Genomic DNA, 24,302 nt, shown 5'->3' on the forward strand with positions numbered 1-24,302 from the left:
CGCTCACGAAAGGGCGGTCCATGCTCGACGTACGCGGCCTGAACAAGGTCTACGAGGGGTCCGGGCGCCGCGTGGAGGCGGTGCGCGACCTCACCTTCACCGTCGAGGCGGGCGAACTCGTCTGTCTGGTCGGCCCGTCGGGCTGCGGCAAGACGACCCTGCTGAAGTGCATGGGCGGCCTGCTCACGCCGAGCGGCGGCGAGGTCCTGCTGGCGGGGAAGAAGGTCAACGGCCCGCCGCCCGGGATGGCCTTCGTCTTCCAGGAGTACGGCCGCAGCCTGTTCCCCTGGAAGCGGGTCGGCGAGAACGTCGAACTGCCTCTGAAACAGAAGGACTTGAGCAAGCAACGGCGCCGCGAGCTGGTCGCCGACGCACTGGAGTCGGTGGGGCTCGCGGACGCCGCCGGGGCGTATCCCTGGCAGCTGTCCGGCGGTATGCAGCAGCGGGTGGCGATCGCCCGGGCGCTGGCCTACGAGCCCGAAGTGCTGCTCATGGACGAGCCGTTCGCGGCGGTGGACGCGCAGACCCGCGCGGACCTGGAGGACCTGGTACGGCGGCTGTGGCGGGAGCGCGGCATCACGATCCTGTTCGTCACCCACGACATCGACGAGGCGGTGTACCTGGGCCAGCGGGTGGTCGTGCTGTCCGCCTCCCCCACCGTCGTGCAGGAGCAGCTCAAGGTCGATCTCCCGGACGAGCGCGACCAGTTGCACACCCGGGTCGCCCCGCGCTTCGCCGAGCTACGGACCCATGTGTACGAGCAGATCCAGGCGGCGAAACGCGGGACTCCCCAGGACGCGGTCAAGACAGATACGCCTCCACCTCGCTGAACTGGGCCGCGGGCCAGCCGGTGTTGGCGGTGACGACGAGCCTCAGATGGCGCAGGCTCGTGCCGGGCAGAGTGACGGTGACGGTGTTGCCGGTCGCCGGATCGAAGCGGTGGTCGCGGGCGGCGACCAGCGTCGAGTAGGTCGAGCCGTCGGTGCTGCCCTGCACGGCGAACGTCTGGGTGCGCGCCTGCCACACGGACTGCGGAGGCAGCTTGAGCACCAGCCGGCGAACAGGCTCGGCCGAGCCCAGATCGACGGTCCAGGACTGCGGGAAGGCGTTGTTGGTGGACTCCCAGTAGCTGTTCGGGTCGCCGTCGACCGCCCTGCCCGGTGTGTAGACGTCCTGCGAGCCGGTGGCCGTGGCCGGGCGGCCCGCCGCGAGGTTGCGGGCCGGGTCGGGATCCGGGTTGTCCTGGCCGGGTTGCGGCCACGTCGAGCAGTCCGACCAGGTGCTGCTCCAGCCGGAGTTGCCGCCGCCGTCGGTGAGGGTGAAGGCACCGGAGTTCGCCGGGTAGGGGCAGTTGTAGACACCGGCGGCCCCGACACCCGTCGCGGTGACGCCCCGGAAGGTGGCCGCGCCCTGCGACTCGGCCTGGACGACGACGGTCCCGGTGCCGCGGACGGTGGCGCCGTCCACGGTGACGTTGCGGACCGGGTGGCCGCGACCGCCCCCGGAGACGAACTCGAAGGCGCTGTACGGGCTGTCGATGATCGTGGTGTCGGTGATCCTGACCGTGGCGTCGATCGCGCTGTCGTAGGAGTCGACCCGCAACGCGCCCATCGGGTGGTTCCAGTTGGGGTTCATCGCGCCGGTGCGCACGAGGGTGTTGCCGGCGACCGTGATGGTGCCGGCCAGCGGGTGGAAGGGGTCCAGGAACTTCTGGTTGGAGATCGCGATGCCGCTGCCGAGGGCGTTGGTGTCGGAGATCAGGTTGTTCTTCACGGCGATGTCGGTACCGCCGTAGATCGCGATGCCGTTGGCCAGGTTCGGCTGCGTGATCGTGTTGCTCTCGAAGCTGCTGTCGGTGTCCGGCGCGTACAGCGACCACATGGCCAGCGCGTCGTCGCCCTGGTTGCGCAGGAAGTTGTGGCGGACGCGGACACCGCGGGCGTTGCCGTTGAGGTTGAGGCCGTCGGCGGTCATGTCGAGGAAGCGGTTGTTCTCCACGACGAGGTTGTCGTTGTTGCCCAGCAGCCACAGGCCGACCTTGAGGTGCTGGAGCCACATGCCGGAGACGCTGGAGTTCGGGCCCAGTGATCCGTTGACGAAGTTGTCCGGGTTGGAGTCGACGCGCTCGGTGACCTCGCCGACGACGGCGAAGTCCTTGATGTGGACGCCGCCGGAAGAGCTGGACTGGTCGATGAATCGGGAGCTGTGCACGACCGAGTGCCAGTGGCCGGCGCCCTGGAGCGTGACGTTCTGGACGCCCCCGAGCGACGAGGTGAGCCGGTAGTCGCCGGGCGGGATCCAGACCACTCCCCCTCGGGCCGCGGCGATGGCGTCCCGGAAGGCCTGCGTGGAGTCGCCCTGACCGCTCGGGTCGGCGCCCTTGTCGGTCACCGACACGGATCCGGCGGGCCTGCTCGCGGCCGCCGCGACCTGCTCGAAGTCGGCGACGTCGAGCGTGACTTGGACGTCGGTGGCCTCGAAGGCCACCTTGTCTCCGGCCTGCACGTCCTGGCCGAGCACCAGACGGGCGTTGTCGTAGAAGTGGTGGGTCTTGGCGCCGGGGATCCAACTGGTGTCGATGTAGGAGTACTTGGAGGTCACGGCGAGGGTCTTGGAGAGTTTCCGGCCGTTGACGTACACGTCGAGGCTGCCGGACCGGCCGTCGGGCACGCTGTAGACCACGTTCACGGCGTTGGCCGCACGCGGCACGGTGAACTCGACCCGCCGGCCCGTGTCGAGCCGGACCGCCTGCCGCCCGGAGGCCTCCGAGGCCAGGGTGCCCTGCGTGTGGTCGGGGCCGATCCTCTGCCCGGTCGTGGTGGCCGACTCGGCCTCGACCGAGGTGAAGGGGAGGGTGGCGCCCGCGGCCGCGGCTGCGTGCGCGGTGGGTGCGGTGGCGGTGAGGAGGGCGGAGGAGAGGGCGACCACGAGTCCGACTGACATGCTCCTGACATATCTGATGGTGCGCATGTGCTGATCCCTTCGGGGTGGGGGTGCGGGGATAGCGGGACAGTTGTGGGGAGAGCGGGACGGGTGCGGGGAAGGCGGTCGACCGTGGCCTCAGACGCGCAGCCAGACCGCGGTGTCCTCGGGCAGGCGGTCCTCGGTGTCCAACGGGCCGCTGGCCAGGAGGAGTTCGGTGTGCGGGGGCAGGTCGGCTGGGGTGTCGGTGAGGTTCACCACGCAGGTCAGGCCCTCGGCGCGGGTGAAGGCGAGGACGCCTTCCGGGGTGGGCAGCCAGGTGAGGGGGGCCTCGCCGAAGGCCGGGCGGATACGGATCGCCTCGCGGTACAGGGCCAGCATGGAGGCGGGGTCGTCCTGCTGACGATCGACTGCATACGACGTCCAGTCGACCGGCTGCGGCAGCCACGGCCCCGTCTCCCCCGCGCCGAACCCCGCCCACGGGGCCTCGGCCGCCCACGGCAGCGGAACCCGGCAGCCGTCCCGGCCCGGATCCTCGCCCCCGGACCGGAAGTGCATCGGATCCTGTATGCGGTCGACGGGGATCTCCACCTCCGGCAGCCCCAGCTCCTCCCCCTGGTACACGTACACCGCCCCGGGCAGCGCCAGCGACAGCAGGGCGGCGGCGCGGGCCCGCCGGGTGCCGAGGGCGAGGTCGGTCGGGGTGCCGAAGGCCTTGGTCGCGAAGTCGAAGCCGGTGTCAGCGCGGCCGTAGCGCGTCACCGTCCGTGTGACGTCGTGGTTGCACAGGACCCAGGTCGCGGGAGCGCCCACCGGGGCGTGCTCGGCGAGCGTCTCGTCGATGGACCGGCGCAGTCGCCCCGCCTCCCAGGGACACGTCATGAAGGAGAAGTTGAAGGCCGTGTGCAGTTCGTCGGGGCGCAGATAGCGGGCGAAGCGCTCGGTGTCGGGGAGCCAGACCTCACCGACGAAGATGCCGCCGTACTCGTCGGCGATCGCCCGCCAGGAGCGGTAGACGGTATGCAGTTCGTCCCGGTCGACGTACGGATGCGGGTCGCGCCCCTCGACGAAGTCCGGCAGGCGCGGGTCCTTGGCCAGCAGGGCGGCGGAATCGATCCGCACGCCCGCCACGCCCCGCTCGAACCAGAAGCGCAGGATGTCCTTGTGCTCCTGACGGACGGCGGGGTGGGCCCAGTTGAGGTCGGGCTGCTCGGGGGCGAAGAGGTGCAGGTACCAGTCGCCGTCGTCGACGCGGGTCCAGGCCGGACCGCCGAACTGGGACCGCCAGTCGTTGGGCGGGAGTTCGCCGCGCGCACCGCGGCCGGGCCGGAAGTGGAACAGCTCGCGCTCGGGGCCGCCTGCCAGGGCGGCGCGGAACCAGGGGTGCTGGTCGGAGACATGGTTGGGCACGATGTCGACGATCGTGCGGATGTCGAGCTCCCGGGCCTCCGCGATCAGCTTCTCCGCCTCGGCGAGGGTGCCGAAGGCCGGGTCGATCGCGCGGTAGTCGGCGACGTCGTAGCCGCCGTCCTTGAGCGGTGACTGGTACCAGGGGGTGAACCAGAGGGCGTCCACGCCCAGTTCGGCGAGGTACGGCAGCCGGGAGCGGACGCCCGCGAGGTCGCCGGTGCCGTCGCCGTCACCGTCGGCGAAGCTGCGGACGTACACCTGGTAGATGACGGCGGAGCGCCACCACTCCTTCGGGGCGGCATGGGTGGGCTGTCCCACTGAGTTTCCCTTTCTGTGGACGGGGCGTCGGCGTCAGCCCTTGGTGCTGCCCGCGCTGATCCCGGCGATGATGTGCCGCTGGAAGACCAGGAACAGGGCGACCATGGGGATGCTGGCGATCACCATCGCGGCGATGAGAACGGTCAGTTGGATGTTCTGCGACAGCTGGACGAGTGCCACACTGATGGGCTGTCTGTCGGTGTCGGAGAAGACCATCAGCGGCCAGAGGAAGTCCTGCCACACGGCCACCAGCGCGAAGATCGACACCACCCCGAGGACCGGCCGCGACATCGGCAGCACGATCGACCGGAGGATCCGCAGCTTTCCGGCGCCGTCGATCTCGGCGGCCTCCAGGACGTCGCGCGGGATCTGGTCGAAGAACCGTTTGAGGAGATAGAGGTTGAAGGCGTTGGCGACGGCCGGCAGCCAGATGGCGAGCGGGTCGTTGAGCAGCCCCAGGTCCGCCACGGTCAGGTACTTGGGCACGACCAGGGCCTGCGCGGGGACCATGAGGGTGGCCAGGATGCCGGCGAGGATCACCCTGCCGAAGACGGGCTTCAGCTTGGACAGGGCGTACGCGGCGGCCGTGCACAGAACCAGCTGGAACGCCCAGGCGCCGGCCGCCTGGACCACCGTGTTCCACAGGTGCGTGGGCAGTTGCATCAGGTCCCACGCGTCACGGTAACCGCCGAGGCGCCACCGCTCCGGGACGAGGGTGGGCGGGGTCCGGGCGACCTCGTCCGGTGACTTCACCGCGCCGGTGACCATCCAGTACACGGGGAAGAGGAAGGCGAGCGTGAAGAGCAGGAGCACGCCCGTGAAGACGGTCCAGTACAGGGCCTTGCCGCGGGGGCGGGCCAGGGTCGCCGGGGAGACGAGGGTGCGGGTGCTCACGCCGAGTCCTCCTCTTGGGACCGGGTCAGGCGCAGGTATACGGCGGAGAAGGCCCCCAGCAGCACCAGGAGCATGACGCTCAGGGCGCAGGCGCCGCCGAAGTCGTTGTAGAGGAAGGCGTACTTGTAGATCAGGTAGAGGACGGTGACCGTGGCGTTCTCGGGGCCGCCGCCGGTGATGACGAACGGTTCGGTGAAGACCTGCATCGTGGCGATGATCTGAAGGAGCATCAGCATGAGGATGACGAACCTGGTCTGAGGGATCGTCACATGACGGATGCGCTGGAGGAGTCCGGCGCCGTCCAGTTCGGCGGCCTCGTACAGCTCACCGGGGATGGACTGGAGCGCGGCGAGGTAGATCAGGACGGTGCCGCCCAGGTTGGCCCAAGTCGCCACGATCACCAGCGAGATGAGGGCGGTGTCGGCGCCGTTGGACCAGTTCGAGGTGGGCAGGTGCAGGAAGCGCAGGGCCTCGTTGGCCAGGCCCGCGCCCGGGTCGTAGAACCACTTCCACAACAGGGCGCTGACCACCGGCGGGATCATCACCGGCAGATAGACCACGACTCGGAAGAACGCCTTGGCGTGTCTCAACTCGTTGAGCACCAGGGCCAGTACGAAGGGGATCGCGAAGCCGAGCAGCAGGGCGAGGGCGGTGAAGGTGAGGGTGTTGCGCCAGGCCGCCGTGAACTCCGGGTCGTGCCAGACCCGGCTGAAGTTGTCGGTGCCGACCCATTCGGGCGACGAGCCCGGGGTGTACTTCTGGAAGGCGATCACGATGGCGCGGAGCGCCGGGTACCAGGAGAACAGGGCGAAGCAGAGCAGGCCGCCGAGGAGGAAGGCGTGGGCACGGAGTTGGTCGGTGAGGCGGCGCCGCCTCCGGTCCCCTGCCGGGGGCGGCGCCGGGACCGGTCGTACGGCGATCGCTTCGACCGGTCGTCGGGGAGCTGTCTTCGGCATCGGGGTCAGCCCCGGGCCAGGATGCCGTCGATCTTCGCGGAGGCGTCCTTCAGGAGCCGGTCGATGTCGGCGTCCTCCTTGGTGAGGACGGCGGAGACGACGCCGTCGAGGACGGAGTAGATCTGCTGGGCGTGCGGCGGCTCGATCTTCATGTCGAGGTTCTGGTTGCCGTCGAGGAAGGACTGGTAGTTCTCCACCGGCACATTGGCGTTGGCCTTCTTGACCTGCTGGTCCTTGGTGTCGGCGGCGCCGGTGAACAGGCGCGGTTCGGGCAGGCCGACGGGCGCGTCCTGCTTCTTGGCGCGGGCGTAGTCGCCGAGGAAGCCGTCACCGGGGGTGAGGAACATGTGGTCCAGCCACTTCAGTCCGGCGCGGATCTGGGCGGGGCTCGCGTTCTTGTCGAACATGTAGCCGTCGCCGCCGATGAGCGTGCCCTGACCGCCGGGCATGGGGGCGAGGGCGAGGTCCTGGTAGTCGCCGCCCTTCTCCTTGACCAGGATCGGGATGTTGTCGGGGGCGGAGAGGTACATGCCGAGCTTGCCCGAACCCATCATCTGCTGGACGTCGTTGATGACCAGGAGCTGCTTGCTGCCCATCGAGTCGTCGGTCCAGCGCATGTCGTGCAGGTTCTGGAGCACGGCCCGGCCCTCGGGAGTGTCGACGGTGGCCTTCTTCCCGTCGTCGCTCACGACGTCGCCGCCCTGGGAGTAGAGCTCGGCGGTGAAGTGCCAACCGCCCTGGTTCTGGGCGCTGTAGTCGGCGTAGCCGACGGTGCCGTCGCCGAGGGCGGCGATCTTCTTGGCGGCGGCGCGGAGTTCGTCCCAGGTGGCCGGGGGCCGGTCGGGGTCGAGGCCGGCCTTCTCGAAGAGGGCGCGGTTGTAGATCAGGCCCATGGAGTATCCGGTACGCGGTATGCCGTAGACCTTCCCGTCGACCGTGTACACGTCCCGGAGCTGGCGCTGAAGGGTGCCGTAGCTCTTCAACTCCTTGACGTACGGCGTGAGATCGGCGGCCTGGCCGATGTCTACGACGTGCCGGGCGTCGGTGAAGTACGTGTAGAAGACGTCCTCCATCTGTCCGCCGGCGAGCTTGGCGTCGAAGGTCTTCGGGTCCTGGCAGGGGAAGGCGTCGTGGGCGACGACGTCGATGTCCGGGTTCTGCTTCTCGAAGGCGGCGACCTCCTCCTCGAAGAACGCCCGGTCCACCTTGGCGCTCTTGGGCGGCATGCAGTTGACCGTGATGCGGGTCTTGCCGCTCGCCGAGTCGTCGCCGGACCCGCAGGCGGAGGCGGTGAGGGCGAGGGAGCAGACGCTGAGCGCGACGAACGTACGACGGAACCCGGTGCTTCTCATCGGTGGACCCCTCTGGGCAGGAGCAAGGAGGGCACGGCGACGGGCGGTGCACGGCCGCTGTGCTGGCGCCGCACACTCAAGCACCGGCGACATCGGTTCGCAAGATGTCGCGCGGATTCTGTAATTATTCGACTTCCCGGTGGATCTCAGTCGCGGGGTGCTTGCGCCGTGGACCCCCGCACCACCAGTTCCGGCTCGAAGAGCAGCTCCTCCGGGGTCACGGAACCGCCTCCGATCTGCGTGTTCAGCAGTTCCACGGCCGCCCGGCCCATGGCCTCGATGGGCTGGCGGACCGTGGTCAGCGGGGGCTCGGTGCAGTTCATGAACGCGGAGTCGTCATAGCCGACGACCGAGATCTGCTCCGGTACCCGAAGCCCCTTGCGGCGGGCGGCCCGGATCGCGCCGAGGGCGAGCGGGTCGCTGGCGCAGATGATGCCGGTGACGCCCCGGTCGATCAGCCGGGAGGCGGCCGCGTGACCGCCCTCGATGGAGAACATGGCCCGCGCGACATGCTCGTCGGGAAGCTCCCCCAGGGTGCGGGCGGTGGTGAGCTTGCGCGCCGAGGGGACGTGATCGTCCGGTCCCAGCACCAGCCCGATGCGCTCGTGGCCCAGCGAGGCCAGGTGCCGCCAGGCCTGCTCGACGGCCACCGCGTCGTCGCAGGACACCCCGGGAAAGCCCAGGTCGGCGATGGACGCGTTGACGAGGACCACCGGGATGTTGCGGTCGGCGAGGAGGCGGTAGTGGTCGTGCGGGGCGTCGGCCTGGGCGTAGAGGCCGCCGGCGAAGACGACGCCGGAGACCTGCTGCTGGAGCAGCAGGGTGACGTAGTCCGCCTCGGAGACGCCGCCCTTGGTCTGGGTGCACAGCACCGGGGTCAGCCCGAGTTGGGCGAGCGCCCCGCCGATCACCTCGGCGAACGCCGGGAAGATCGGGTTCTGGAGCTCGGGCAGCACCAGGCCGACGAGCCGCGCGCGCTCACCGCGCAGCTGGGTGGGCCGCTCGTAGCCGAGCACGTCCAGGGCGCTCAGCACCGCCTGCCGGGTGGCCTCGGAGACGCCGGGCTTGCCGTTGAGCACCCGGCTGACCGTGGCCTCGCTGACCCCGACCTTCTTCGCCACCTCGGCAAGTCGTCGCGTCATGAACGCAAGAATAGCGCAAGAAACGCAAGCCGCTTGCGTATCGGTGGAAGTGACTGTTCGGCGGCGGTGACTATTGGGGAGCTGTGACTACTTGGCGGCCCACAGGCCCCGTACGTGTCCGATGTGACGGGTCATGACCTCGTGAACGGCCTGCTCGTCGCGGGCGGTGAGCGCGTCCAGGATCTCCAGGTGCTCCTCGGCGGAGGCCAGCAGCCGGCCCGCCTCCAGCAGCGCGGTGAGCCCGTAGAGGCGGGAACGCTTGCGCAGGTCGCCGACGACCTCGACGAGGTGGGCGTTGCCGGCGAGGGCGAGCAGGCCGAGGTGGAAGCGGGTGTCGGCCTCGACATAGCCGACGAGGTCACCCGAGGCGGCGGCCTGGACGATCTCCCGCGCCGCCGGGCGCAGCGCCTCGAGGGAGACGGGGTCTGCGGTCCGGGCCAGCTCCACGACCGTCGGGATCTCGACCAGGGAACGGATGTGGGTGTACTCGTCGAGCTGCTTCTCGGAGACCGCGGTCACCCGGAAGCCCTTGTTGGGCACGGTGTCGACCAGGCCCTCCTTGGCCAGGTCCAGCATGGCCTCGCGCACCGGGGTCGCCGAGACGCCGAAGCGGGCGGCGAGGGTCGGCGCGGAGTACACCTCGCCGGGGAGCAGCTCACCGGCGATCAGCGCGGCCCGCAGGGCGTCGGCGACCCGCTCCCGGTAGCTGCGCTTCTTGCCGCCGAGGCTGGGCAGGGCCGGGGCGGCGGCGGGCGAGCTGTTGCGGGCGGCGGGCATGGGCGGTCTCCTACGGTGCAATGTCACGCGCTATCGGCTCATTATCAGCCCGCGCACGCCACCGGTACGCCCCCTACTCGTCCCCTCACCGTCCCTCACCGTCGCCACTCGTCCCTACTCGTCCTAGAGGACGAAGCCGGCCGGGAACGGGTCGGTGGGGTCGAGCAGGTACTGGGCGGTGCCCGTGATCCACGCGCGGCCGGTGAAGCTGGGCAGGACGGCCGGGGTGCCGGCGACCTCGGTGGTGGAGAGGAGTCGGCCGGTGAACCGTGTCCCGATGAAGGACTCGTTCACGAACTCGGTGTTCAGGGGGAGTTCGCCCCGCGCGTGCAGCTGGGCCATGCGCGCGCTGGTGCCGGTGCCGCAGGGTGAGCGGTCGAACCAGCCCGGGTGGATGGCCATCGCGTGCCGGGAATGACGGGCGGTGGCGCCGGGCGCGTACAGGTGGACGTGGTGGCAGCCGCGGATCGACGGGTCCTCGGGGTGGACGGGCTCCCCCTCGGCGTTGATCGCCTCCATGAGGGAGAGTCCGGCCGCGAGGATGTCGTCCTTGCGGGAGCGGTCGAAGGGCAGACCGAACTCCGCCAGCGGGAGGATGGCGTAGAAGTTGCCGCCGTATGCCAGGTCATATGTCACCGTGCGCCCGTCGGCGAGTGTGATCTTGCGGTCCAGGCCCACGGAGAAGGACGGCACGTTCTGGAGGGTGACCGCCTTCGCGGCGCCGTCCTCGACCGCGACCTCGGCGACCACGAGCCCCGCCGGGGTGTCGAGGCGGATCGTGGTGACCGGCTCGACGACCTCGACCATGCCGGTCTCCACCAGCACGGTCGCCACCCCGATGGTGCCGTGCCCGCACATCGGCAGATAGCCGGAGACCTCGATGTAGACGACACCCCAGTCGCAGTCGGGGCGGGTGGGCGGCTGGAGGATCGCCCCGCTCATCGCCGAGTGTCCGCGGGGTTCGTTCATCAGGAGCTGCTTGATGTCGTCGCGGTGCTCGCGGAAGTACAGCCGCCGCTCGTTCATGGTCGCGCCCGGGATCGTGCCGATGCCGCCGGTGATCACACGGGTGGGCATGCCCTCGGTGTGCGAGTCGACGGCGTGCAGGACGAGTTTGCTGCGCATGACGCTCCTGGTGGTCGGGACGGGAGGGGGTGCCGGTGCCGCTTACGCGAGTCCGGCCGCGACGGCCCGCTCGGTGGCCGCCCGTACCGCGGCCTCCTGCCCGGGCAGCAGGGGCACGCGCGGCGGGCGCACGGGACCGCCGTGCCGGCCGACGATGTCCATGGAGAGCTTGATGGCCTGCACGAACTCGACCTGGGAGTCCCAGCGCAGCAACGGGTGCAGCTGCTCGTACAGCTTCTTCGCGGTGGCCAGATCGCCCGCCACGGCAGCCCGGTAGAGCTCGACGCTCGCGCGGGGCAGGGCGTTCGGGTAACCGGCCACCCAGCCCTTGGCACCGGCGATCGCCAGCTCCAGGAGGACGTCGTCGGCGCCGATCAACAGGTCCAGTTCGGGGGCGAGTTCGGCGAGCCGGTAGGCGCGGCGGACGTCACCGGAGAACTCCTTGACCGCGTGGATGTACCCCTCGGCGTGCAGCTCGGCGAGCAGTTCGGGGACGAGGTCGACCTTGGTGTCGATGGGGTTGTTGTACGCGACGACCGGGAGGCCGGCCTCGGCGACCTCGGCGTAGTGGGCCAGCACGGACCGCTGGTCGGCGCGGTAGGCGTTGGGCGGCAGCAGCATCACGGAGGCGCAGCCGGCGTCCCTGGCCTGCTCGGCCCAGCGGCGGGCCTCGGCGGAGCCGTAGGCGGCGACACCGGGCATCACGCGCTCGCCGCCGATGGCGGTCACGGCCGTCTCGACGACCTTGGCCCGCTCCTCGGGGGTGAGGACCTGGTACTCGCCGAGGGAGCCGTTCGGTACGACGCCGTCGCAACCGTTCTCGACCAACCAGGCACAGTGCTCTGCGTACTTGGCGTGGTCGACGGAGAGGTCGTCGTTCAGCGGGAGGGCGGTCGCGACGAGGACACCGCGCCAGGGGCGGGCGCCGGCGCTCTCGGGGGCGATCGTGGAGGCCGGGGCAGTCGTGGAGGCCGGGGCGGTCGTGGAGCTCGCGGAGGTCGGGGCGGTCATCTGCGGTCCCATCTCGTCAATAGGGTGTGACATGTCATCGGTCGGATCGGGGTCGGTCGCCCAGGTCGCGGTCCTCCTCGAACCCGGCGGCCAGCACACCGAGCGGCACCGGCCGGGCGAACGGCCGCCGTGACGGCGTGAGTTCGCACCCGGCGAGTCCCGCGACGGCGGGCTCGCACACCCGCCCCTGGCACCAGCCCATCCCGGCCCGCGTCAGCAGCTTCACGGTCCGTGTGTCGCCGGCACCGAGTTCGTCCACCGCCTCGCGGATCGCGCCCGCGGTGACCTCCTCGCAGCGGCAGACGACGGTCTCGTCGGTGACCTGCTCGGTCCAGTGGGCGGGCGGTGCGCAGACGGCGTCGAGCGCCGCGAAGAACGCCCGCAGCCGGGTCCGGGTCCGCGCGGCGGCGGCCCATGCGCGCGGGTCGGGCGCGGTGCCGTGCAGACGCGCGGCGACCGACCGGCCCGCGATGTGGCCCTCGGCGAGGGAGAGGGCGGCGCCGCCGATGCCGGTGGTCTCGCCCGCGGCCCAGACGCCGGGCACGTCGGTGCGCTGCTCGTCGTCGACATGCACGTCCGTGCCGTCGAGGCGGCAGCCCAGCGCTTCGGCGAGGTCGGTGTGCGGGAGCATGCCGTGGCCGACGGCGAGCGTGTCGCAGGCGATACGGCGTTCGGTGCCGGGTCCGACCCGTCCGTCGGCGTCGAGGGCGGCGACGGTCACCGCCTCGAGTCGCTCGGTGCCGTGCGCCTCGACGACGGTGTGACGGACGAGGGTGCGCACCCCTCGCCGGAGCAACTGGGCGGCGTACAGGGCGCCTTCGGCGACTTTGGCGGGCTCGGCCGCCAGCGCGCGGGACCGTCGTACGAACGCCTTCGGGTCGGCGGACTCGACCAGGGCTGCCACCGTCACTCCGGCCGCGGCGAGGCCGGTCGCGACGGGGAGCAGCAGGGGGCCGGTGCCGGCGACGACCGCGGTGCGGCCGGAGACCGCGAGGGAGCCCTTGAGCATGGCCTGGGCGCCGCCCGCGGTGAGGACCCCGGAGAGTGTCCAGCCGGGGAAGGGGAGCACTTTCTCGTAGGCGCCGGTGGCGAGGAGGACGGCGTCGGCGCGCACCTCGGCCGGTTGTTCCTGTTCGGGGCCGAGCAGGGCGTGCACGACGAAGCCGTCGGCCGCCCGCTCCACGAACCACACGTGATGATCCGTCAAGTGCCTTACGCTGCCTGCTTCCACGCTCGTCCGCAGCCCGTCCCGGAGTCGCTCCCAGGTACGCCACTGGTGGTGCAGGGCCTTCGGCCGTCGGGCGTCGAGACCGGCCGCGGGCTGCCGGTAGAACTGTCCGCCGGCCTCCGCACCCGCGTCGAGCAGCGTGACCCGTACACCGCGGGAGGCGGCGGCGAGCGCGGCGGCGAGGCCCGCGGGGCCGGCGCCGATCACGGCGAGACGCGGTCGCTCACTCCCCATGCCCCGTCCCCTCCTGCGTACGGATCGCGTCGCCCGGGTGCAAGGGCACCAGGCAGGCCCGTTGGTTCGGGCGGTCGTTGACGGTGACCAGGCAGTCGAAGCAGACGCCGATGCCGCAGAACACCCCGCGCGGGCGGCCCTCGCCCCGGGTGGCGCGCCAGGAGGTGACGCCGGCCGACCAGAGCGCGGCGGCGACGGTCTGGCCGGGCAGGGCCTCGATCTCCCGGCCGTCGAGGGTGACCGTGAACGCCGGGCCCGGTCGGGCGTCGGCGAGGTCGAGGGGGGTTCTCACGCGGTCTCCTCGTCGGCGGCGGATACGGAGGCGGAGGCGGAAACGCGGTCCGGGAAGCGGTCGGGGCGGAAGGGCGCCAACTCCAGTTCGGGCGTCTTCTCGGTGAGCGCCTGCGCGATCAAGTACCCGGTGCCGGTGGCCAGTCCGATGCCGGCGCCCTCGTGGCCGCAGGCGTGATGCAGGCCGGGGACCCTCGGGTCGGGACCGATCGCGGGCAGGTGGTCGGGCAGATACGGGCGGAAACCGAGGTAGGCGCGCATGGCCCGGACGTCCGCGAGGAACGGGAAGAGCCGGGTCGCACCGGCCGCCAACGCCTGGAGCACAGGGAGCGACAACGACCGGTCGAAACCGACCCGTTCGCGGCTCGCGCCGATCAGTACGGGCCCCGCCGCCGTCCCCTCCACGACGGGCGAGGTCTGGAGCGCGGCGGAGTCGCTGGCCACGTCGGCCACGTAGTCGGCGGCGTACACCTTGTGCCGCACTCTGCGCGGCAGGGGTTCGGTGACCAGGACGAAGCCGCGCCGCGGGAGGACGGGGAGGCGGACTCCCGCGAGCGCGGCCAGTTCGGAGCCCCAGGTGCCGGCCGCGTTGACAACCGCCGGGGCGTGGATGTCGCCCCGGTCGGTACGGACACCGCGCACGGCGCCGCCGGGCGTGAGCAGCACGTCCGTCACGGTCCTGCCGGTGCATGTGCGCGCGCCCGATGCGCGCAGCACATGGGCGGCCGCCAGGGCGGGCATGACCTGACAGTCCTGCGGATACAGCACCCCACCGGGCAGCCCGGGCGCGAGGTGCGGTTCGAGGTCGTACAGCCCCTCTCCTACGACGGTTTCGGCGGTGACCCCGGCGGCGCGCTGCTCGTCGGCGAACCGTTCCAGGGCCGTGAGGCCGTCCGGCGTCGAGGCGACCACCACGCCGCCCTTGGCCTCGTACTCGACGGCCTGTCCGAGTTCCTCGGCGAGGTTTGCCCAGAGGCGGCCCGACAGCAGGGCGAGGTCCAGTTCGGGCCCGGGCTCCTTGTCGGAGACCAGCAGGTTGCCCTCACCGGCTCCGGTCGTGCCGCCGGCCACCGGGCCGCGGTCCACGAGGATCACGTCGAGGCCCGCCCGGGCCGCGTACAGGGCGCAGGCCGCGCCCACCATTCCGGCTCCGACCACCACGACATCGCAGGTCAGTCGCTTGCTCACAGCAGTACCATGTCACATGTTTCCCTCACTGGGAATGCCGCCGACGACGGCACCCCGTCCGTGTCAGACCCGGCCTCCCGTCAGACCGGCTGCCCGTCAGACCCGGCTGCCGGTCGCCGTGTCGGACGACAGCCGTTGGGCGACGTAGATCGGGATCACCGACAGCAGCACCAGTACCGCGGCCACCACGTTCACCACCGGTGCCTGCTGCGGCCGGGTCATGTTGTCGAAGATCCAGATCGGCAGGGTCTGCACCCCGGGACCGGCCGTGAAGGTGGTCACCACGATCTCGTCGAAGGAGAGCGCGAAGGCCAGCAGCCCGCCCGCGAGGAGCGCCGAACGCACCAGCGGGAAGGTGATGTCGACGAAGGCGCGGAAGGTGTTCGCGCCGAGGTCCATCGCGGCCTCCTCGTACGAGCCGGAGGTGCGCCGCAGCCGGGCCACGACGTTGTTGAAGACGACGACGATGCAGAAGGTGGCGTGTCCGACGACCACGGTGAACAGGCCGAGTCCGACACCCAGGGGCTCGAGGACCGTGCCGAACGCCGAGTTGAGCGCGATGCCCGTGACGATGCCGGGCAGCGCGATCGGCAGGACGACCACGAAGGAGAGGGCGTCACGGCCGAAGAAGCGGTGCCGGGCGACGGCGAACGCGATCAGCGTGCCCAGCACCAGTGCGATGGCAGTGGCACCGAGGCCCGCCTTCACCGACACCCACAGCGCCTCTCGGGCACCCTCGTTCTCCCAGGCCACCGACCACCAGCGGGCCGTCAGTCCCGGTGGCGGCCAACTCGCGCTGCGGTCCGGGTTGAAGGAGTTGACGAGGACGAGGACGAGCGGCACGTAGATCACCGCGAAGCCGAGTCCGGCGGCGACGCGCAGCGCGATCCGCGCGGGGCGGGACAGTTGCACGGGTGGGCTCCTCTACAGGCTGCTCAGGGCGCCGGTGCGGCGCATCGCCAGCAGGTACAGCACGATGACGACCACCGGCACCGTGCCCAGCGCGGCGGCCATCGGCAGGTTGAGTTCGATGTTGGAGTAGACGACGTTGCCGATCAGCTGGGTCTTGCCGCCGACGATCTGCACGGTGATGTAGTCGCCGAGGCTCAGCGAGAACGTGAAGACCGACCCGGCGGCCACCGACGGCAGCACCATCGGCAGCACGACCGACCGGAAGGTCCGCCAGCCCTTCGCCCCCAAGTCGGCCGACGCGTCGAGGAGGTTGGCGGGGAGCTGCTCCAGCGCGGTGTGGATCGGCAGGACCATGTACGGCAGCCAGAGGTACGTCAGGGTCAGCACGGCCGCGGTCAGCCCGTACCCCGGCCCGCCGAGACCGAACGGCTTCAGCATCCAGTCGGCGAGCCCGCCCTCGGAGAGGATCAGCCGCCAGGCGTACACCTTGACCAGGTAACTCGCCCACAGCGGGGTGAGGATGGCGACCACGAGCAGTGGCCGCCATCTGGGTTTGGCGACGCGGGCGGTGTAGAAGGCGAGCGGGAACGCGATCACCACGCACAGGGCGGTCACCGCGAGGGCCACGCCGATGCTGCGCACCGTGACCTGCCGGAACACCGGTGTCGTGAACAGCGCGTGGAAGTTGTCCGTCGACCAGACCTTCACCACCTCGGAGGTGAAGGAGTTCGTCGTCCAGAACGCGGAGACGAACAGCACGGCCAGCGACCCGAGATAGAGCACGGCCAGCCACAGCAGCGGGGCCGCGAGGAGGAGGGTCAGACGGAGGCGGGGGCGGCGGTGCAGCGCCCCCGCGGTCCGGTTCAGTACGGTCAACGCCTCAGCCCTTGATCTCGGTCCAGGCCTGGACCCACTTCGCGTACGGCACGCACTTCACGTCGGTGCGGCCGTCGAGGCACTGCTCGATGGGCGTGTTCCAGAAGGCGATGTTCTTCCAGTAGTTCTCGTCGGTGGCGTGGTAGGTGGCGCAGAAGTTCTTGTCGCTGGTCAGCGCGCAGGCCTTGGAGTTGGCGGGTGCCTCGCCGAAGTACTCGGCGACCTGGGCGTTGGCTTTCGGGGAGACGATCCAGTCGAGCCATTTGTAGGCGCAGTTGGGATGCTTGGCCTTGGCGGAGACCATCCAGGTGTCGGACCAGCCGGTGGAGCCCTCCTTCGGTACGAAGGCCTTGACCTTGGCGCCCTCGTCGGTGGTGAGGTTGGCGATGACCTGCCAGGTGGTGCCGACGACGGAGTCGCCGCTCTTGAAGGCGGAGATCTCCTTGAGGTAGTCGCTCCAGTACTCGCCGACGTTGGCGTTCTGCCGCTTCAGCAGGTCGACGGCGGCGTCGAACTGCTTCTGGTCGAGGGCGTAGGGGTCCTTGATGCCGAGGTCGGGCTGGGTCGCCTTGAGGTAGAGGGCCGCGTCGGCGATGTAGATGGGCGAGTCATACGCGGTGACGTGGCCCTTGTACTTCGCGGCGTCGTCGAAGACCGCGGACCAGGAGGTCGGCGCGGGGGTGACCTTCTCGGTGTTGTACATCAGCAGGTTGGCGCCGCGGCCGTGCGGGATGCCGTACATCTGCCCGTCGACGGAGTTCCAGTCGCCGTCCTTCAACCCGCTGAAGATGTCCTGGTAGTTGGGGACGAGGTCGGTGTTGACGGGGGCGGCGTCGCCGGAGGCGATCAGGCGCAGGGAGGCGTCGCCGGAGGCGGAGACGGCGTCGTACTGGCCGGTCTTCATGAGCTTGACCATCTCGTCGCTGCTGGCGGCGGTCTTGGAGTTGACCTGGCAGCCGGTCTGCTTCTCGAAGTCGCTGACCCAGTCGACCTTCGGGTCGTTGGAGCCGTCCTCGACGTATCCGGCCCAGGCGATGAGGTTGACCTCGCCCTCGGTCTTGCCGAGCTTCGACTGGGCTTTGAGGTCAGGGGGGTTGAGGCCGGTGGCCGAGGAGCCGTTGTCGCCGTCGTCGGAGGATCCGCAGGCGGTGACGGCGAGGAGCAGTGCGGCGGCCGCGGCCGCCTTGAAGGTGACGCGCACGACGTACTCCAGGGGTGAGGGTCGGAGCGGGATCAGTCGGGGACGGGCACGGCGACGGCGTGGCGGCGGTGCCATTGCAGTCGCACCCGGGTGCCGCGGTAGGCGGCGACGTCCTCGGAGGAGGTCTCCAGGTTCTGCTGGAGGGCGGTGAGCCGGCCGCCGTCGTCGAGGTCGACGAGGAAGCGGGTCGCGTCGCCCAGGTAGACGACCTCGGCGACCGTGCCGACGGCGGTGGCGTGCTCCGGCGCGTCGGCCTCGGCGGACTCGTTGAGGACCCGGATCTTCTCGGGCCGGATGCTGTAGGTGCCCGGGGTGCCGACGATCCGGTGGGCGGACTCGCCGTCGAGGAGGTTGGAGGTGCCGACGAAGGACGCCACGAAGGGGGTCGCGGGGCGTTCGTAGATCTCGGCCGGGGTGCCGACCTGTTCGATGCGGCCCCGGTGGAAGACGGCGATGCGGTCGCTCATCGTCAGGGCCTCCTCCTGGTCGTGGGTGACGAAGACGAAGGTGATGCCGACCTCCCGCTGGAGCGCCTTGAGTTCGACCTGCATCTGCTCGCGCAGCTTGAGGTCGAGGGCGCCGAGCGGTTCGTCGAGCAGGAGCACGCGGGGGCGGCCGACGAGGGCGCGGGCGAGGGCGACGCGCTGGCGCTGTCCGCCGGACAGCTCGGCGGGCCGCCGCTTGCCGAAGCCCTCCAGCCGGACCTCGGCGAGGGCCTTGCGGGCGCGCACCAGCCGCTCCGCCCTGGGCACCCTGCGGACCTTGAGCGGGTAGGCGACGTTCTGCTCGACGCTCATGTGCGGGAACAGGGCGTAGTCCTGGAAGACGGTGTGGACGTCCCGCTCGAAGGGCGCGAGACCGGTGACCTCCTGCCCGGCGAGTTCGATGCGCCCGGCGGTGGGGGCCTCGAACCCCGCGATCATGCGCAGGACGGTGGTCTTGCCGGAGCCGGAGGGGCCGAGCAGGGAGAAGAACTCCCCGTCCCGGATCTCCAGGTCGACCCCGGTGACGGCGGCCGTCTGCCCGAACGACTTCCGCAGATCCTGAAGCCGGATCGCCATTCCCTCCATGCCGGGGAACCTTTCTGCCGCGCTCGTGCGTTGACCTATTGACCGGAAACATATGAAGTCATAGTTCAAAGCTCAAGGCCCCCTTAGGGTAAAGCTTGAGTCAATGTGCAAGGTGGTGCCCGTGAAGCAGCAGCACATGAACGGCGGCGCCCGCAGAGCCGTCTTCGCCCCGGTCGACAGCCGTGCGCGCGTGGACACGGTCGTCCGCCGGATCGGCGACGCGATCGAGCTCGGCCTGCTCGCCGACGGTGAGCAGCTGCCGGGCGAGAGCGAGCTGGCCGGGCAACTCGGGGTGTCCACCGTGACCCTGCGGGAGGCGCTGATGGCGCTGCGCCAGCAGGGGTTGGTCACCACCCGCCGGGGCCGCGGCGGCGGCTCCTTCGTCTCCCTTCCCGAACTCCCCGGCGAGGACCGGCTCAAGGACCGGCTGCGCGGCTGGAGCACCGAGGAACTGCGCGACCTCGGCGACCACTGGGCCGCCCTCTCGGGCACCGCGGCCCGGCTCGCGGCGGACCGCACAGAACCCGACGACCTCGTACAACTACGGCGCAGCGCCGAGGAGTTGGGGCGGGCCAAGGACGCGGCGGCGCGCAGCCGGGTGTACGGGCGGTTCCATGTGGAGCTCGCCGCCGCCGCGCAGTCGGCCCGGCTGACCCGCGAGCAGGTGGCGCTCCAGACGGAGGTCGGGGCGCTGCTGTGTCTTGTGCTCGGGGACGACGAATATCGTGAAGAGGTGTCCGAACGACTCCGATTCGTCATCTCGGCCGTGCAGGATGGGGCCCAGGAATCGGCCAGGGAACTCGCCGAGCGGTGCGTGCGGGAGTCGACGTCGCGGCTGATCGCCCTGCGTCTGACCCTGTGACCGCACCGGCCGCCCGGTCCCCCGTCCGCTGGAGGGCACCCATGAGCCTCGCGACGGCATTGCGCGACAAGGCGCCGGAGGAGTCGGTCACGGCCCGGGTCCGCGAGGCCCTGGAGGCGGTGTTCGACGCCGTGGCCGCGACCCGCGCCGACACGACGGCGCTCCTGGAACGCGTGGCCTTGACCGGCCGTGACCCCGCGACCGCGGACCTCGCCGCGCTCCGCCCCGGCCTCCATCTGCGGCTCGCCCGCGAGGAGTTGGTGTCCGGCGTCGGCTTCGTCGCCGCGCCCGGACTGCTCGGCGATGTACCGGCATGGCTGGAGTGGTGGCAGTCCGGCCGGGACGGCGACGTACGGCCGCTGCTCCTGGACCTCGATCCGGAGCACTCGGCGTACGCCGACTACACGCACTGGGACTGGTTCGCCCTCCCCCGCGACACCGGGGAGCGCGCGGTGGCCGGGCCGTACGTGGACTACCTCTGCTCCGACGAGTACAGCCTCACCCTTTCCGCGCCGGTACGGGTGCGGGGGCAGTTCGCCGGAGTGGCCGCCGCGGACGTGTATCTACGGCACTTCGAGGCGGCCGTCATGCCGATGCTCCGCCGACTACGGGGTCCCGCGCGGCTGGTGAACGCGCGGGGGCGGGTCGCGGCGTCCACCGACCCACGGCACCTGGTCGGTTCCCTCAGCAAGGGGCCGCACTTCGCCCGGGCCCTCGCGTCGGGCCGGCCGGGCCACGCCGACGGGATGCGCCTGGCGCCGTGCGACGGGGTGCCGCTGGTGCTGGTGACCTCGGAACAGGGGTGAAGGGGCGAGCCAGGAGTACTGCGGCGGCCCGGTGGCCGCCGCGCCGCTCACTCGGCCGCGGAGACGACCCTCAGATGGGCGGCGCCGCGGCGCGCGGCACGGGATCTGGACGACGTACGACGGGTCTCGCGCAGGACCAGGGTCAGCCGGGTGTAGCCCAGCTCCTTCAAGGTCGCCGGTGTCTCGTCGACGACACGGCAGTCGGTGGTGCCCCAGCGTGGGTCGGGGTGCAGGACCGGGCGGACCGCGCCGTCGTGGGCGAAGGCCCGCTCGCCGACCGCGCGGATCCAGTGCGGCAGACCGTGCCGGTAGGCGGCCTCCATGATGGGGTCCTGGGCGATGTCCCGGCGGATCGCCTGGAGCCCGTGGTCATGGCCGTTGCGCTCCACCGCGGCCGCGAAGTGGGCGAGCATGGGCAGGCACCAGCTGGACTCGTGCTCACCGAGGACCGTGCCCGCGTCCGGGTGGAAGAGGACGAACCTGAGGAAGTTGTCCTCGGGCATGGCCGTGGGATGCGGACCCACATCACGGAAAAGTGTCTCGAAAGCGGTGTTCGACAGCACCACGTCCCATCGGTGGTCGAGGACGACCGACGGAAAGGGGACCGCTTCCAGGAGGGTGGCGTAGTCCTGCAGATACGCCCGGGCCTCAAGACTGTCGGGGACGGGCCGCGGCTCCGGCCGCTGCCCTCCTGCCTGTTGTGCCATCGGGAGGTCACCCCTCTTGCCTATGCGGCCTTGACGCGGCGCCCTGATCCTGCTGCCCGAGCGCGAGTCGTGTCAACTATCGTGGCATTTCGTGCCTGTTGACGGCTGAAATTGGCCACAGTTGTGGCGAGACCTGGATGTGAGTTCGAACAAGGGGCTACTCTCCCCGGAGTTCACGGCAACCGCTTGTGATGATCTGCTTGTGAGAAGCCAGTGAGAGACGTGGGAGATCTGTCGGTGACGGAGGGCTACGCGAGTCCGGCCGCAGCGGTACCGGCTGCGCTGTCGGCCGTCGTCGCCCGGGTCACCGCACTCGCCGACCGGCTCGGCGTGCCGTCCGCGGAGGTCTTCCACACCGGCCGTCTCTCCGTGGCCTCCGGCGTCCCCGAGTCCGTGGTCAAGGCCCTGCTGAGCGGTCGCCCCGCGGGCGAGCCCGACGTACAGGCCCGCTTCCTGCAACGCCTGGACCTGCTGCGCCGCACCCGGCTCAAGCCCAACGGCCGCAAGTACACGCAGCAGGAGATCGCCGACGGCGCCGCCATGTCGCGCCAGCAGGCCGGTGCCCTCATCAACGGCGACCGGCGCCCCACCATGGAGCACTGCGACGCCATCCAGCGCTTCTTCCGGGTGCACGCCGGCTTCCTCACGGCCGAGGACCCCGAGGCGCTCGCCGGAGCACTGCAACGCACCGAACAGGATCTGCTCCAGAAGCTGGCCGACCGTGAGAAGGAGCCGGCCGCGGTGGCCGGCGACCCGCTGGAGCGGCTGCTCCAGGACCACGGCGTGCGCGGGATCGCCTGGCGGGCCGCGCAGTTGCCCACCGACCAGCACCGCGACAAGGTCGCCGAGTGGTTGGACATGCTCCTGGAGAGCGTCAAGCGGCCCGAATCGTGAGCCGAGGGGACAACTGTGGGCATCGGTAGGGAAATGCGCCGCCTCAGCGGCGAACTGGTCGCGGAACTGAACCTCCCCGCACCGGCACGCCCCACGGACCTGTACGGCGCCCTCTGCGATTCGATGAGCCGCCGCCGCGGCCGCCCGGTCCACTTCCGTACGGCCGCCTTCCCGCCCGGCACCGCGAGCGGGCTGTGGCTCGACATGGCCGACCAGGACCTCGTGGTGGTGGAGGAACGCACCGCGCCCGGCCACCAGTTGGTGATCCTCGGACACGAGCTGTGGCACATGAAGGCCGGCCATTGCAGCCACCACGTCGAGGGCGCCGCCGTGGCGGCTCGCATGCTCAGTGACGACGCCGACCTGCGCGCCGCCGTCCTGAAGGTCGCCGCCCGCACCCACTTCGATCAGACCGAGGAGAAGGAGGCGGAGCGCTTCGGCCTGCTGCTGGCCAGCAAGTGCTTCACCTGGCTGGACGGCTCGCCGGTACGCGGACCGGTGCGGCGGGACCGGCTCGCCGGCCGTATCGAGGCGTCGCTGGGCTACCTCGGCCCGCAGAGCTGAGGCGGAGCCGGCCGACGCCGCCGCCCTCACGTGGCGCTGCGTTCGCTCGCCTCGCGCAGTTCGCGTTCCGTGACCCGGCCGAGGGCGACGCCGGGCCGGCCCTCGCACAACAGGTCGCGCCAGTGCTCGCGGCTCCAGTCCGCCGGTGCCGTGCTCGCGGTGAAGTCCTCGACCAGGGACACGAATCGCCCCGGGTCGGTGTGGAACGGGAAGTGCCCCGCCCCCTCGAAGATCTCCAGCCGGCTGCCCGGCATGGCCTCGTGCGCCCCGAACGCGTGCCGCACCGGCACCACGCTGTCCCGGTCGCCCCAGAGCAGCATCGTCGGCATGCCCTCGGTCAGGTAGCACCGGTCGAGCATGGTCACCACCTGGCCCCGCCAGTCGACCACCGCGCGCAGGGTGCGGACGAAGGCGTCGCGCGAGGTCTCGTCGGGCAGCGCGTCCACGAGGTTCAGCAGGTCGGGCGCGTCCTGTCCGAGGTCGGTGTCGAGCAGCTTCATCAGCCGTACCGCGAGCCCCACTTGTAGCCGCATCCCGGGCAGCCGCAGCGTCGACAGCATCAGGTGGGCCCCGGGCAGCGACACCAGCCGCAGCACCGGGTTGACCTCGCGTCCGACACCGCCCGCGCTGACCAGGACGAGCCGCTCGGTGCGCTCGGGGAACTGGTAGGCGAACTGCATGGCCACACCGCCGCCGAGCGAGTGCCCGACGAGGGTCGCCGACTCGATGCCGAGCGTGGTCAGCAGATCGCGCACCCCGTTGGCGTACGCGGCCACCGAGTAGTCGGCGCGGGGTTTGTCGGAGGCGCCGTGGCCGAGCAGGTCGGGCGCGATGACGGTGTGGGTGCGGGCGAGGTCGGGGATCAGTTCGGCCCAGGTGGCGGAGGAGTCCCCGATGCCGTGGATGAGGACCAGCGCGGGACCCTCGCCGGCCATCCGGAAGGCACGGCGGTATCCGTGCACGAGCCGGTACCGCACCTCGAGTTCACCGTCGCCCACCGGGCGCAGCCGTCGGCCGCGCGCCGGGCGTCGGTGCGGGATGTCGACCACGCACGCGCCTCCCCGTTCCCTGGCCGCCGGACAGCGGCCGAAAGCCCTTCACTCCAGCGTAGAACTCCTTTCCCACCTGTGATTTCGCCGAGGTTTCGCCTCCGCTAAGCGGGCGAACCAGGGCGCCGCGCAGCCTCATTGTCAGTGGTGGGCGGCAAGCTGGAGGTGCACCCCTTGTACGGGTGCGTGACCGATGAGCCGACTTGGGGAGAGCCGACCGATGCCCACCGCCGTACTGACCGACCGCGAGCGCACCGCCGTCCAGGCCTACCTGCGGCTTCTGCACACCGTGCGTGCCGCCTTCGACGGTCCGACGGAGGCGGGGCGACCACCCGTCGTGCCGCCCGCCGTGCTCGCGGAGGCGGAGCAGGCCCTGGCGGACGCGGGCCTCGTGGGCAACGAGGAGGAGTTCTTCCGGCTGCTGCAGAGCTGGTTCCCGCAGCCGTGAGGGCTCGGTTGACGTGAGGGTCGTGCCGACGTGAGAACCCGGCCGACGTGGGGGCCCGGCCGGCG

At 70.9% G+C, this 24,302-nt stretch carries 24 protein-coding genes; 6 read left to right on the forward strand and 18 right to left on the reverse strand.

What is annotated here, in order from left to right:
- Window positions 1-20 precede the first annotated feature (20 nt).
- A complete protein-coding gene (locus ABKA17_RS09535; protein ID WP_353691464.1) occupies window positions 21-830 on the forward strand; it encodes an ABC transporter ATP-binding protein in 810 nt (269 codons plus the stop codon).
- Here ABKA17_RS09535 and ABKA17_RS09540 read toward each other — a convergent pair.
- The 16 genes from ABKA17_RS09540 to ABKA17_RS09615 form a co-directional block, all read right to left on the reverse strand.
- Window positions 802-2,943: a discoidin domain-containing protein gene (locus ABKA17_RS09540; protein WP_502994179.1), complete on the reverse strand. Its 2,142-nt coding sequence runs from the start codon at window positions 2,941-2,943 to the stop codon at window positions 802-804. The two genes, ABKA17_RS09535 and ABKA17_RS09540, sit on opposite strands and share 29 nt — an antisense overlap.
- 117 nt (window positions 2,944-3,060) lie before the next feature.
- Complete coding sequence (locus tag ABKA17_RS09545) at window positions 3,061-4,650, reverse strand: glycoside hydrolase family 13 protein (RefSeq protein ID WP_353691466.1); 1,590 nt, start codon at window positions 4,648-4,650, stop codon at window positions 3,061-3,063.
- A 33-nt stretch (window positions 4,651-4,683) separates the two neighbouring features.
- Entirely contained in the window at window positions 4,684-5,544 is an 861-nt protein-coding gene (locus ABKA17_RS09550; RefSeq protein ID WP_353691467.1) for a carbohydrate ABC transporter permease, read from the reverse strand.
- Complete coding sequence (locus ABKA17_RS09555) at window positions 5,541-6,500, reverse strand: carbohydrate ABC transporter permease (protein ID WP_353691468.1); 960 nt, start codon at window positions 6,498-6,500, stop codon at window positions 5,541-5,543. The genes ABKA17_RS09550 and ABKA17_RS09555 overlap by 4 nt, the downstream gene beginning before the upstream one ends.
- Window positions 6,501-6,505: 5 nt before the next feature.
- The gene (locus tag ABKA17_RS09560; protein ID WP_353691469.1) at window positions 6,506-7,852 is read right to left on the reverse strand and encodes an ABC transporter substrate-binding protein; all 1,347 of its coding nucleotides are present in this window, start codon (window positions 7,850-7,852) and stop codon (window positions 6,506-6,508) included.
- A gap of 146 nt (window positions 7,853-7,998) precedes the next feature.
- The gene (locus ABKA17_RS09565; RefSeq protein ID WP_353691470.1) at window positions 7,999-8,994 is read right to left on the reverse strand and encodes a LacI family DNA-binding transcriptional regulator; all 996 of its coding nucleotides are present in this window, start codon (window positions 8,992-8,994) and stop codon (window positions 7,999-8,001) included.
- Between the two features lie 87 nt (window positions 8,995-9,081).
- A complete protein-coding gene (locus tag ABKA17_RS09570; protein ID WP_353691471.1) occupies window positions 9,082-9,771 on the reverse strand; it encodes a GntR family transcriptional regulator in 690 nt (229 codons plus the stop codon).
- 123 nt (window positions 9,772-9,894) lie between these two features.
- Window positions 9,895-10,896 carry a proline racemase family protein gene (locus tag ABKA17_RS09575; protein WP_353691472.1) on the reverse strand — a complete coding sequence of 334 codons (1,002 nt, stop codon included), beginning with the start codon at window positions 10,894-10,896 and terminating at the stop codon, window positions 9,895-9,897.
- Window positions 10,897-10,938: 42 nt separating this feature from the next.
- Window positions 10,939-11,907 carry a dihydrodipicolinate synthase family protein gene (locus ABKA17_RS09580; protein WP_353691473.1) on the reverse strand — a complete coding sequence of 323 codons (969 nt, stop codon included), beginning with the start codon at window positions 11,905-11,907 and terminating at the stop codon, window positions 10,939-10,941.
- A gap of 34 nt (window positions 11,908-11,941) precedes the next feature.
- On the reverse strand, window positions 11,942-13,369 hold the full coding sequence (locus tag ABKA17_RS09585) for an FAD-dependent oxidoreductase (protein WP_353691474.1): 1,428 nt from the start codon (window positions 13,367-13,369) through the stop codon (window positions 11,942-11,944).
- Window positions 13,359-13,661 carry a (2Fe-2S)-binding protein gene (locus tag ABKA17_RS09590; protein ID WP_353691475.1) on the reverse strand — a complete coding sequence of 101 codons (303 nt, stop codon included), beginning with the start codon at window positions 13,659-13,661 and terminating at the stop codon, window positions 13,359-13,361. The genes ABKA17_RS09585 and ABKA17_RS09590 overlap by 11 nt, the downstream gene beginning before the upstream one ends.
- Window positions 13,658-14,848: an NAD(P)/FAD-dependent oxidoreductase gene (locus ABKA17_RS09595; RefSeq protein ID WP_353691476.1), complete on the reverse strand. Its 1,191-nt coding sequence runs from the start codon at window positions 14,846-14,848 to the stop codon at window positions 13,658-13,660. Before ABKA17_RS09595 ends, ABKA17_RS09590 begins: the two co-directional genes overlap by 4 nt.
- A 96-nt stretch (window positions 14,849-14,944) precedes the next feature.
- A complete protein-coding gene (locus ABKA17_RS09600; protein ID WP_353691477.1) occupies window positions 14,945-15,760 on the reverse strand; it encodes an ABC transporter permease in 816 nt (271 codons plus the stop codon).
- 12 nt (window positions 15,761-15,772) lie between these two features.
- Entirely contained in the window at window positions 15,773-16,636 is an 864-nt protein-coding gene (locus ABKA17_RS09605) for an ABC transporter permease (RefSeq protein ID WP_353691478.1), read from the reverse strand.
- Between the two features lie 4 nt (window positions 16,637-16,640).
- The gene (locus tag ABKA17_RS09610; protein ID WP_353691479.1) at window positions 16,641-17,837 is read right to left on the reverse strand and encodes an ABC transporter substrate-binding protein; all 1,197 of its coding nucleotides are present in this window, start codon (window positions 17,835-17,837) and stop codon (window positions 16,641-16,643) included.
- A gap of 32 nt (window positions 17,838-17,869) precedes the next feature.
- Window positions 17,870-18,907: an ABC transporter ATP-binding protein gene (locus ABKA17_RS09615; protein WP_353691480.1), complete on the reverse strand. Its 1,038-nt coding sequence runs from the start codon at window positions 18,905-18,907 to the stop codon at window positions 17,870-17,872.
- Window positions 18,908-19,010: 103 nt separating this feature from the next.
- On the opposite strand from ABKA17_RS09615, the gene ABKA17_RS09620 reads away from it, so the two are divergent.
- On the forward strand, window positions 19,011-19,769 hold the full coding sequence (locus ABKA17_RS09620) for a FadR/GntR family transcriptional regulator (protein ID WP_353691481.1): 759 nt from the start codon (window positions 19,011-19,013) through the stop codon (window positions 19,767-19,769).
- Window positions 19,770-19,810: 41 nt separating this feature from the next.
- Window positions 19,811-20,575 (forward strand): cache domain-containing protein, encoded by a 765-nt coding sequence (locus tag ABKA17_RS09625; RefSeq protein ID WP_353691482.1) that lies wholly within the window; start codon window positions 19,811-19,813, stop codon window positions 20,573-20,575.
- A 47-nt stretch (window positions 20,576-20,622) separates the two neighbouring features.
- Here the strand turns inward: ABKA17_RS09625 and ABKA17_RS09630 are convergent, their stop codons facing one another.
- Window positions 20,623-21,282 (reverse strand): MmyB family transcriptional regulator, encoded by a 660-nt coding sequence (locus tag ABKA17_RS09630; RefSeq protein WP_353691483.1) that lies wholly within the window; start codon window positions 21,280-21,282, stop codon window positions 20,623-20,625.
- Window positions 21,283-21,519: 237 nt separating this feature from the next.
- On the opposite strand from ABKA17_RS09630, the gene ABKA17_RS09635 reads away from it, so the two are divergent.
- Window positions 21,520-22,176: a helix-turn-helix domain-containing protein gene (locus ABKA17_RS09635; protein ID WP_353691626.1), complete on the forward strand. Its 657-nt coding sequence runs from the start codon at window positions 21,520-21,522 to the stop codon at window positions 22,174-22,176.
- 33 nt (window positions 22,177-22,209) lie between these two features.
- Window positions 22,210-22,740, forward strand: coding sequence for a toxin-antitoxin system, toxin component (locus ABKA17_RS09640; protein ID WP_353691627.1), 531 nt, complete (start codon window positions 22,210-22,212; stop codon window positions 22,738-22,740).
- Window positions 22,741-22,766: 26 nt separating this feature from the next.
- On the opposite strand, the gene ABKA17_RS09645 is transcribed toward ABKA17_RS09640, so the two are convergent.
- Complete coding sequence (locus ABKA17_RS09645; RefSeq protein ID WP_353691484.1) at window positions 22,767-23,789, reverse strand: alpha/beta fold hydrolase; 1,023 nt, start codon at window positions 23,787-23,789, stop codon at window positions 22,767-22,769.
- A 220-nt stretch (window positions 23,790-24,009) separates the two neighbouring features.
- On the opposite strand from ABKA17_RS09645, the gene ABKA17_RS09650 reads away from it, so the two are divergent.
- The gene (locus ABKA17_RS09650) at window positions 24,010-24,237 is read left to right on the forward strand and encodes a hypothetical protein (protein WP_353691485.1); all 228 of its coding nucleotides are present in this window, start codon (window positions 24,010-24,012) and stop codon (window positions 24,235-24,237) included.
- The last annotated feature ends 65 nt before the right edge of the window (window positions 24,238-24,302 follow it).

The organism is Streptomyces sp. RG80 (assembly GCF_040446465.1).
GTDB lineage: Bacteria > Actinomycetota > Actinomycetes > Streptomycetales > Streptomycetaceae > Streptomyces.

What these genes read in the sequence shown, in the direction of transcription:
- ABKA17_RS09555 (WP_353691468.1), bottom strand. Translation starts at nt 6,500, where the DNA reads ATGCCGAAGACAGCTCCCCGACGACCGGTCGAAGCGATCGCCGTACGA.
- ABKA17_RS09625 (WP_353691482.1), top strand. Translation starts at nt 19,811, where the DNA reads ATGAGCCTCGCGACGGCATTGCGCGACAAGGCGCCGGAGGAGTCGGTC.
- ABKA17_RS09620 (WP_353691481.1), top strand. Translation starts at nt 19,011, where the DNA reads ATGTGCAAGGTGGTGCCCGTGAAGCAGCAGCACATGAACGGCGGCGCC.
- ABKA17_RS09585 (WP_353691474.1), bottom strand. Translation starts at nt 13,369, where the DNA reads ATGGGGAGTGAGCGACCGCGTCTCGCCGTGATCGGCGCCGGCCCCGCG.
- ABKA17_RS09565 (WP_353691470.1), bottom strand. Translation starts at nt 8,994, where the DNA reads ATGACGCGACGACTTGCCGAGGTGGCGAAGAAGGTCGGGGTCAGCGAG.
- ABKA17_RS09580 (WP_353691473.1), bottom strand. Translation starts at nt 11,907, where the DNA reads ATGACCGCCCCGACCTCCGCGAGCTCCACGACCGCCCCGGCCTCCACG.
- ABKA17_RS09650 (WP_353691485.1), top strand. Translation starts at nt 24,010, where the DNA reads ATGCCCACCGCCGTACTGACCGACCGCGAGCGCACCGCCGTCCAGGCC.
- ABKA17_RS09640 (WP_353691627.1), top strand. Translation starts at nt 22,210, where the DNA reads ATGCGCCGCCTCAGCGGCGAACTGGTCGCGGAACTGAACCTCCCCGCA.
- ABKA17_RS09535 (WP_353691464.1), top strand. Translation starts at nt 21, where the DNA reads ATGCTCGACGTACGCGGCCTGAACAAGGTCTACGAGGGGTCCGGGCGC.
- ABKA17_RS09540 (WP_502994179.1), bottom strand. Translation starts at nt 2,943, where the DNA reads ATGTCAGTCGGACTCGTGGTCGCCCTCTCCTCCGCCCTCCTCACCGCC.
- ABKA17_RS09560 (WP_353691469.1), bottom strand. Translation starts at nt 7,852, where the DNA reads ATGAGAAGCACCGGGTTCCGTCGTACGTTCGTCGCGCTCAGCGTCTGC.
- ABKA17_RS09615 (WP_353691480.1), bottom strand. Translation starts at nt 18,907, where the DNA reads ATGGAGGGAATGGCGATCCGGCTTCAGGATCTGCGGAAGTCGTTCGGG.
- ABKA17_RS09630 (WP_353691483.1), bottom strand. Translation starts at nt 21,282, where the DNA reads ATGGCACAACAGGCAGGAGGGCAGCGGCCGGAGCCGCGGCCCGTCCCC.
- ABKA17_RS09570 (WP_353691471.1), bottom strand. Translation starts at nt 9,771, where the DNA reads ATGCCCGCCGCCCGCAACAGCTCGCCCGCCGCCGCCCCGGCCCTGCCC.
- ABKA17_RS09575 (WP_353691472.1), bottom strand. Translation starts at nt 10,896, where the DNA reads ATGCGCAGCAAACTCGTCCTGCACGCCGTCGACTCGCACACCGAGGGC.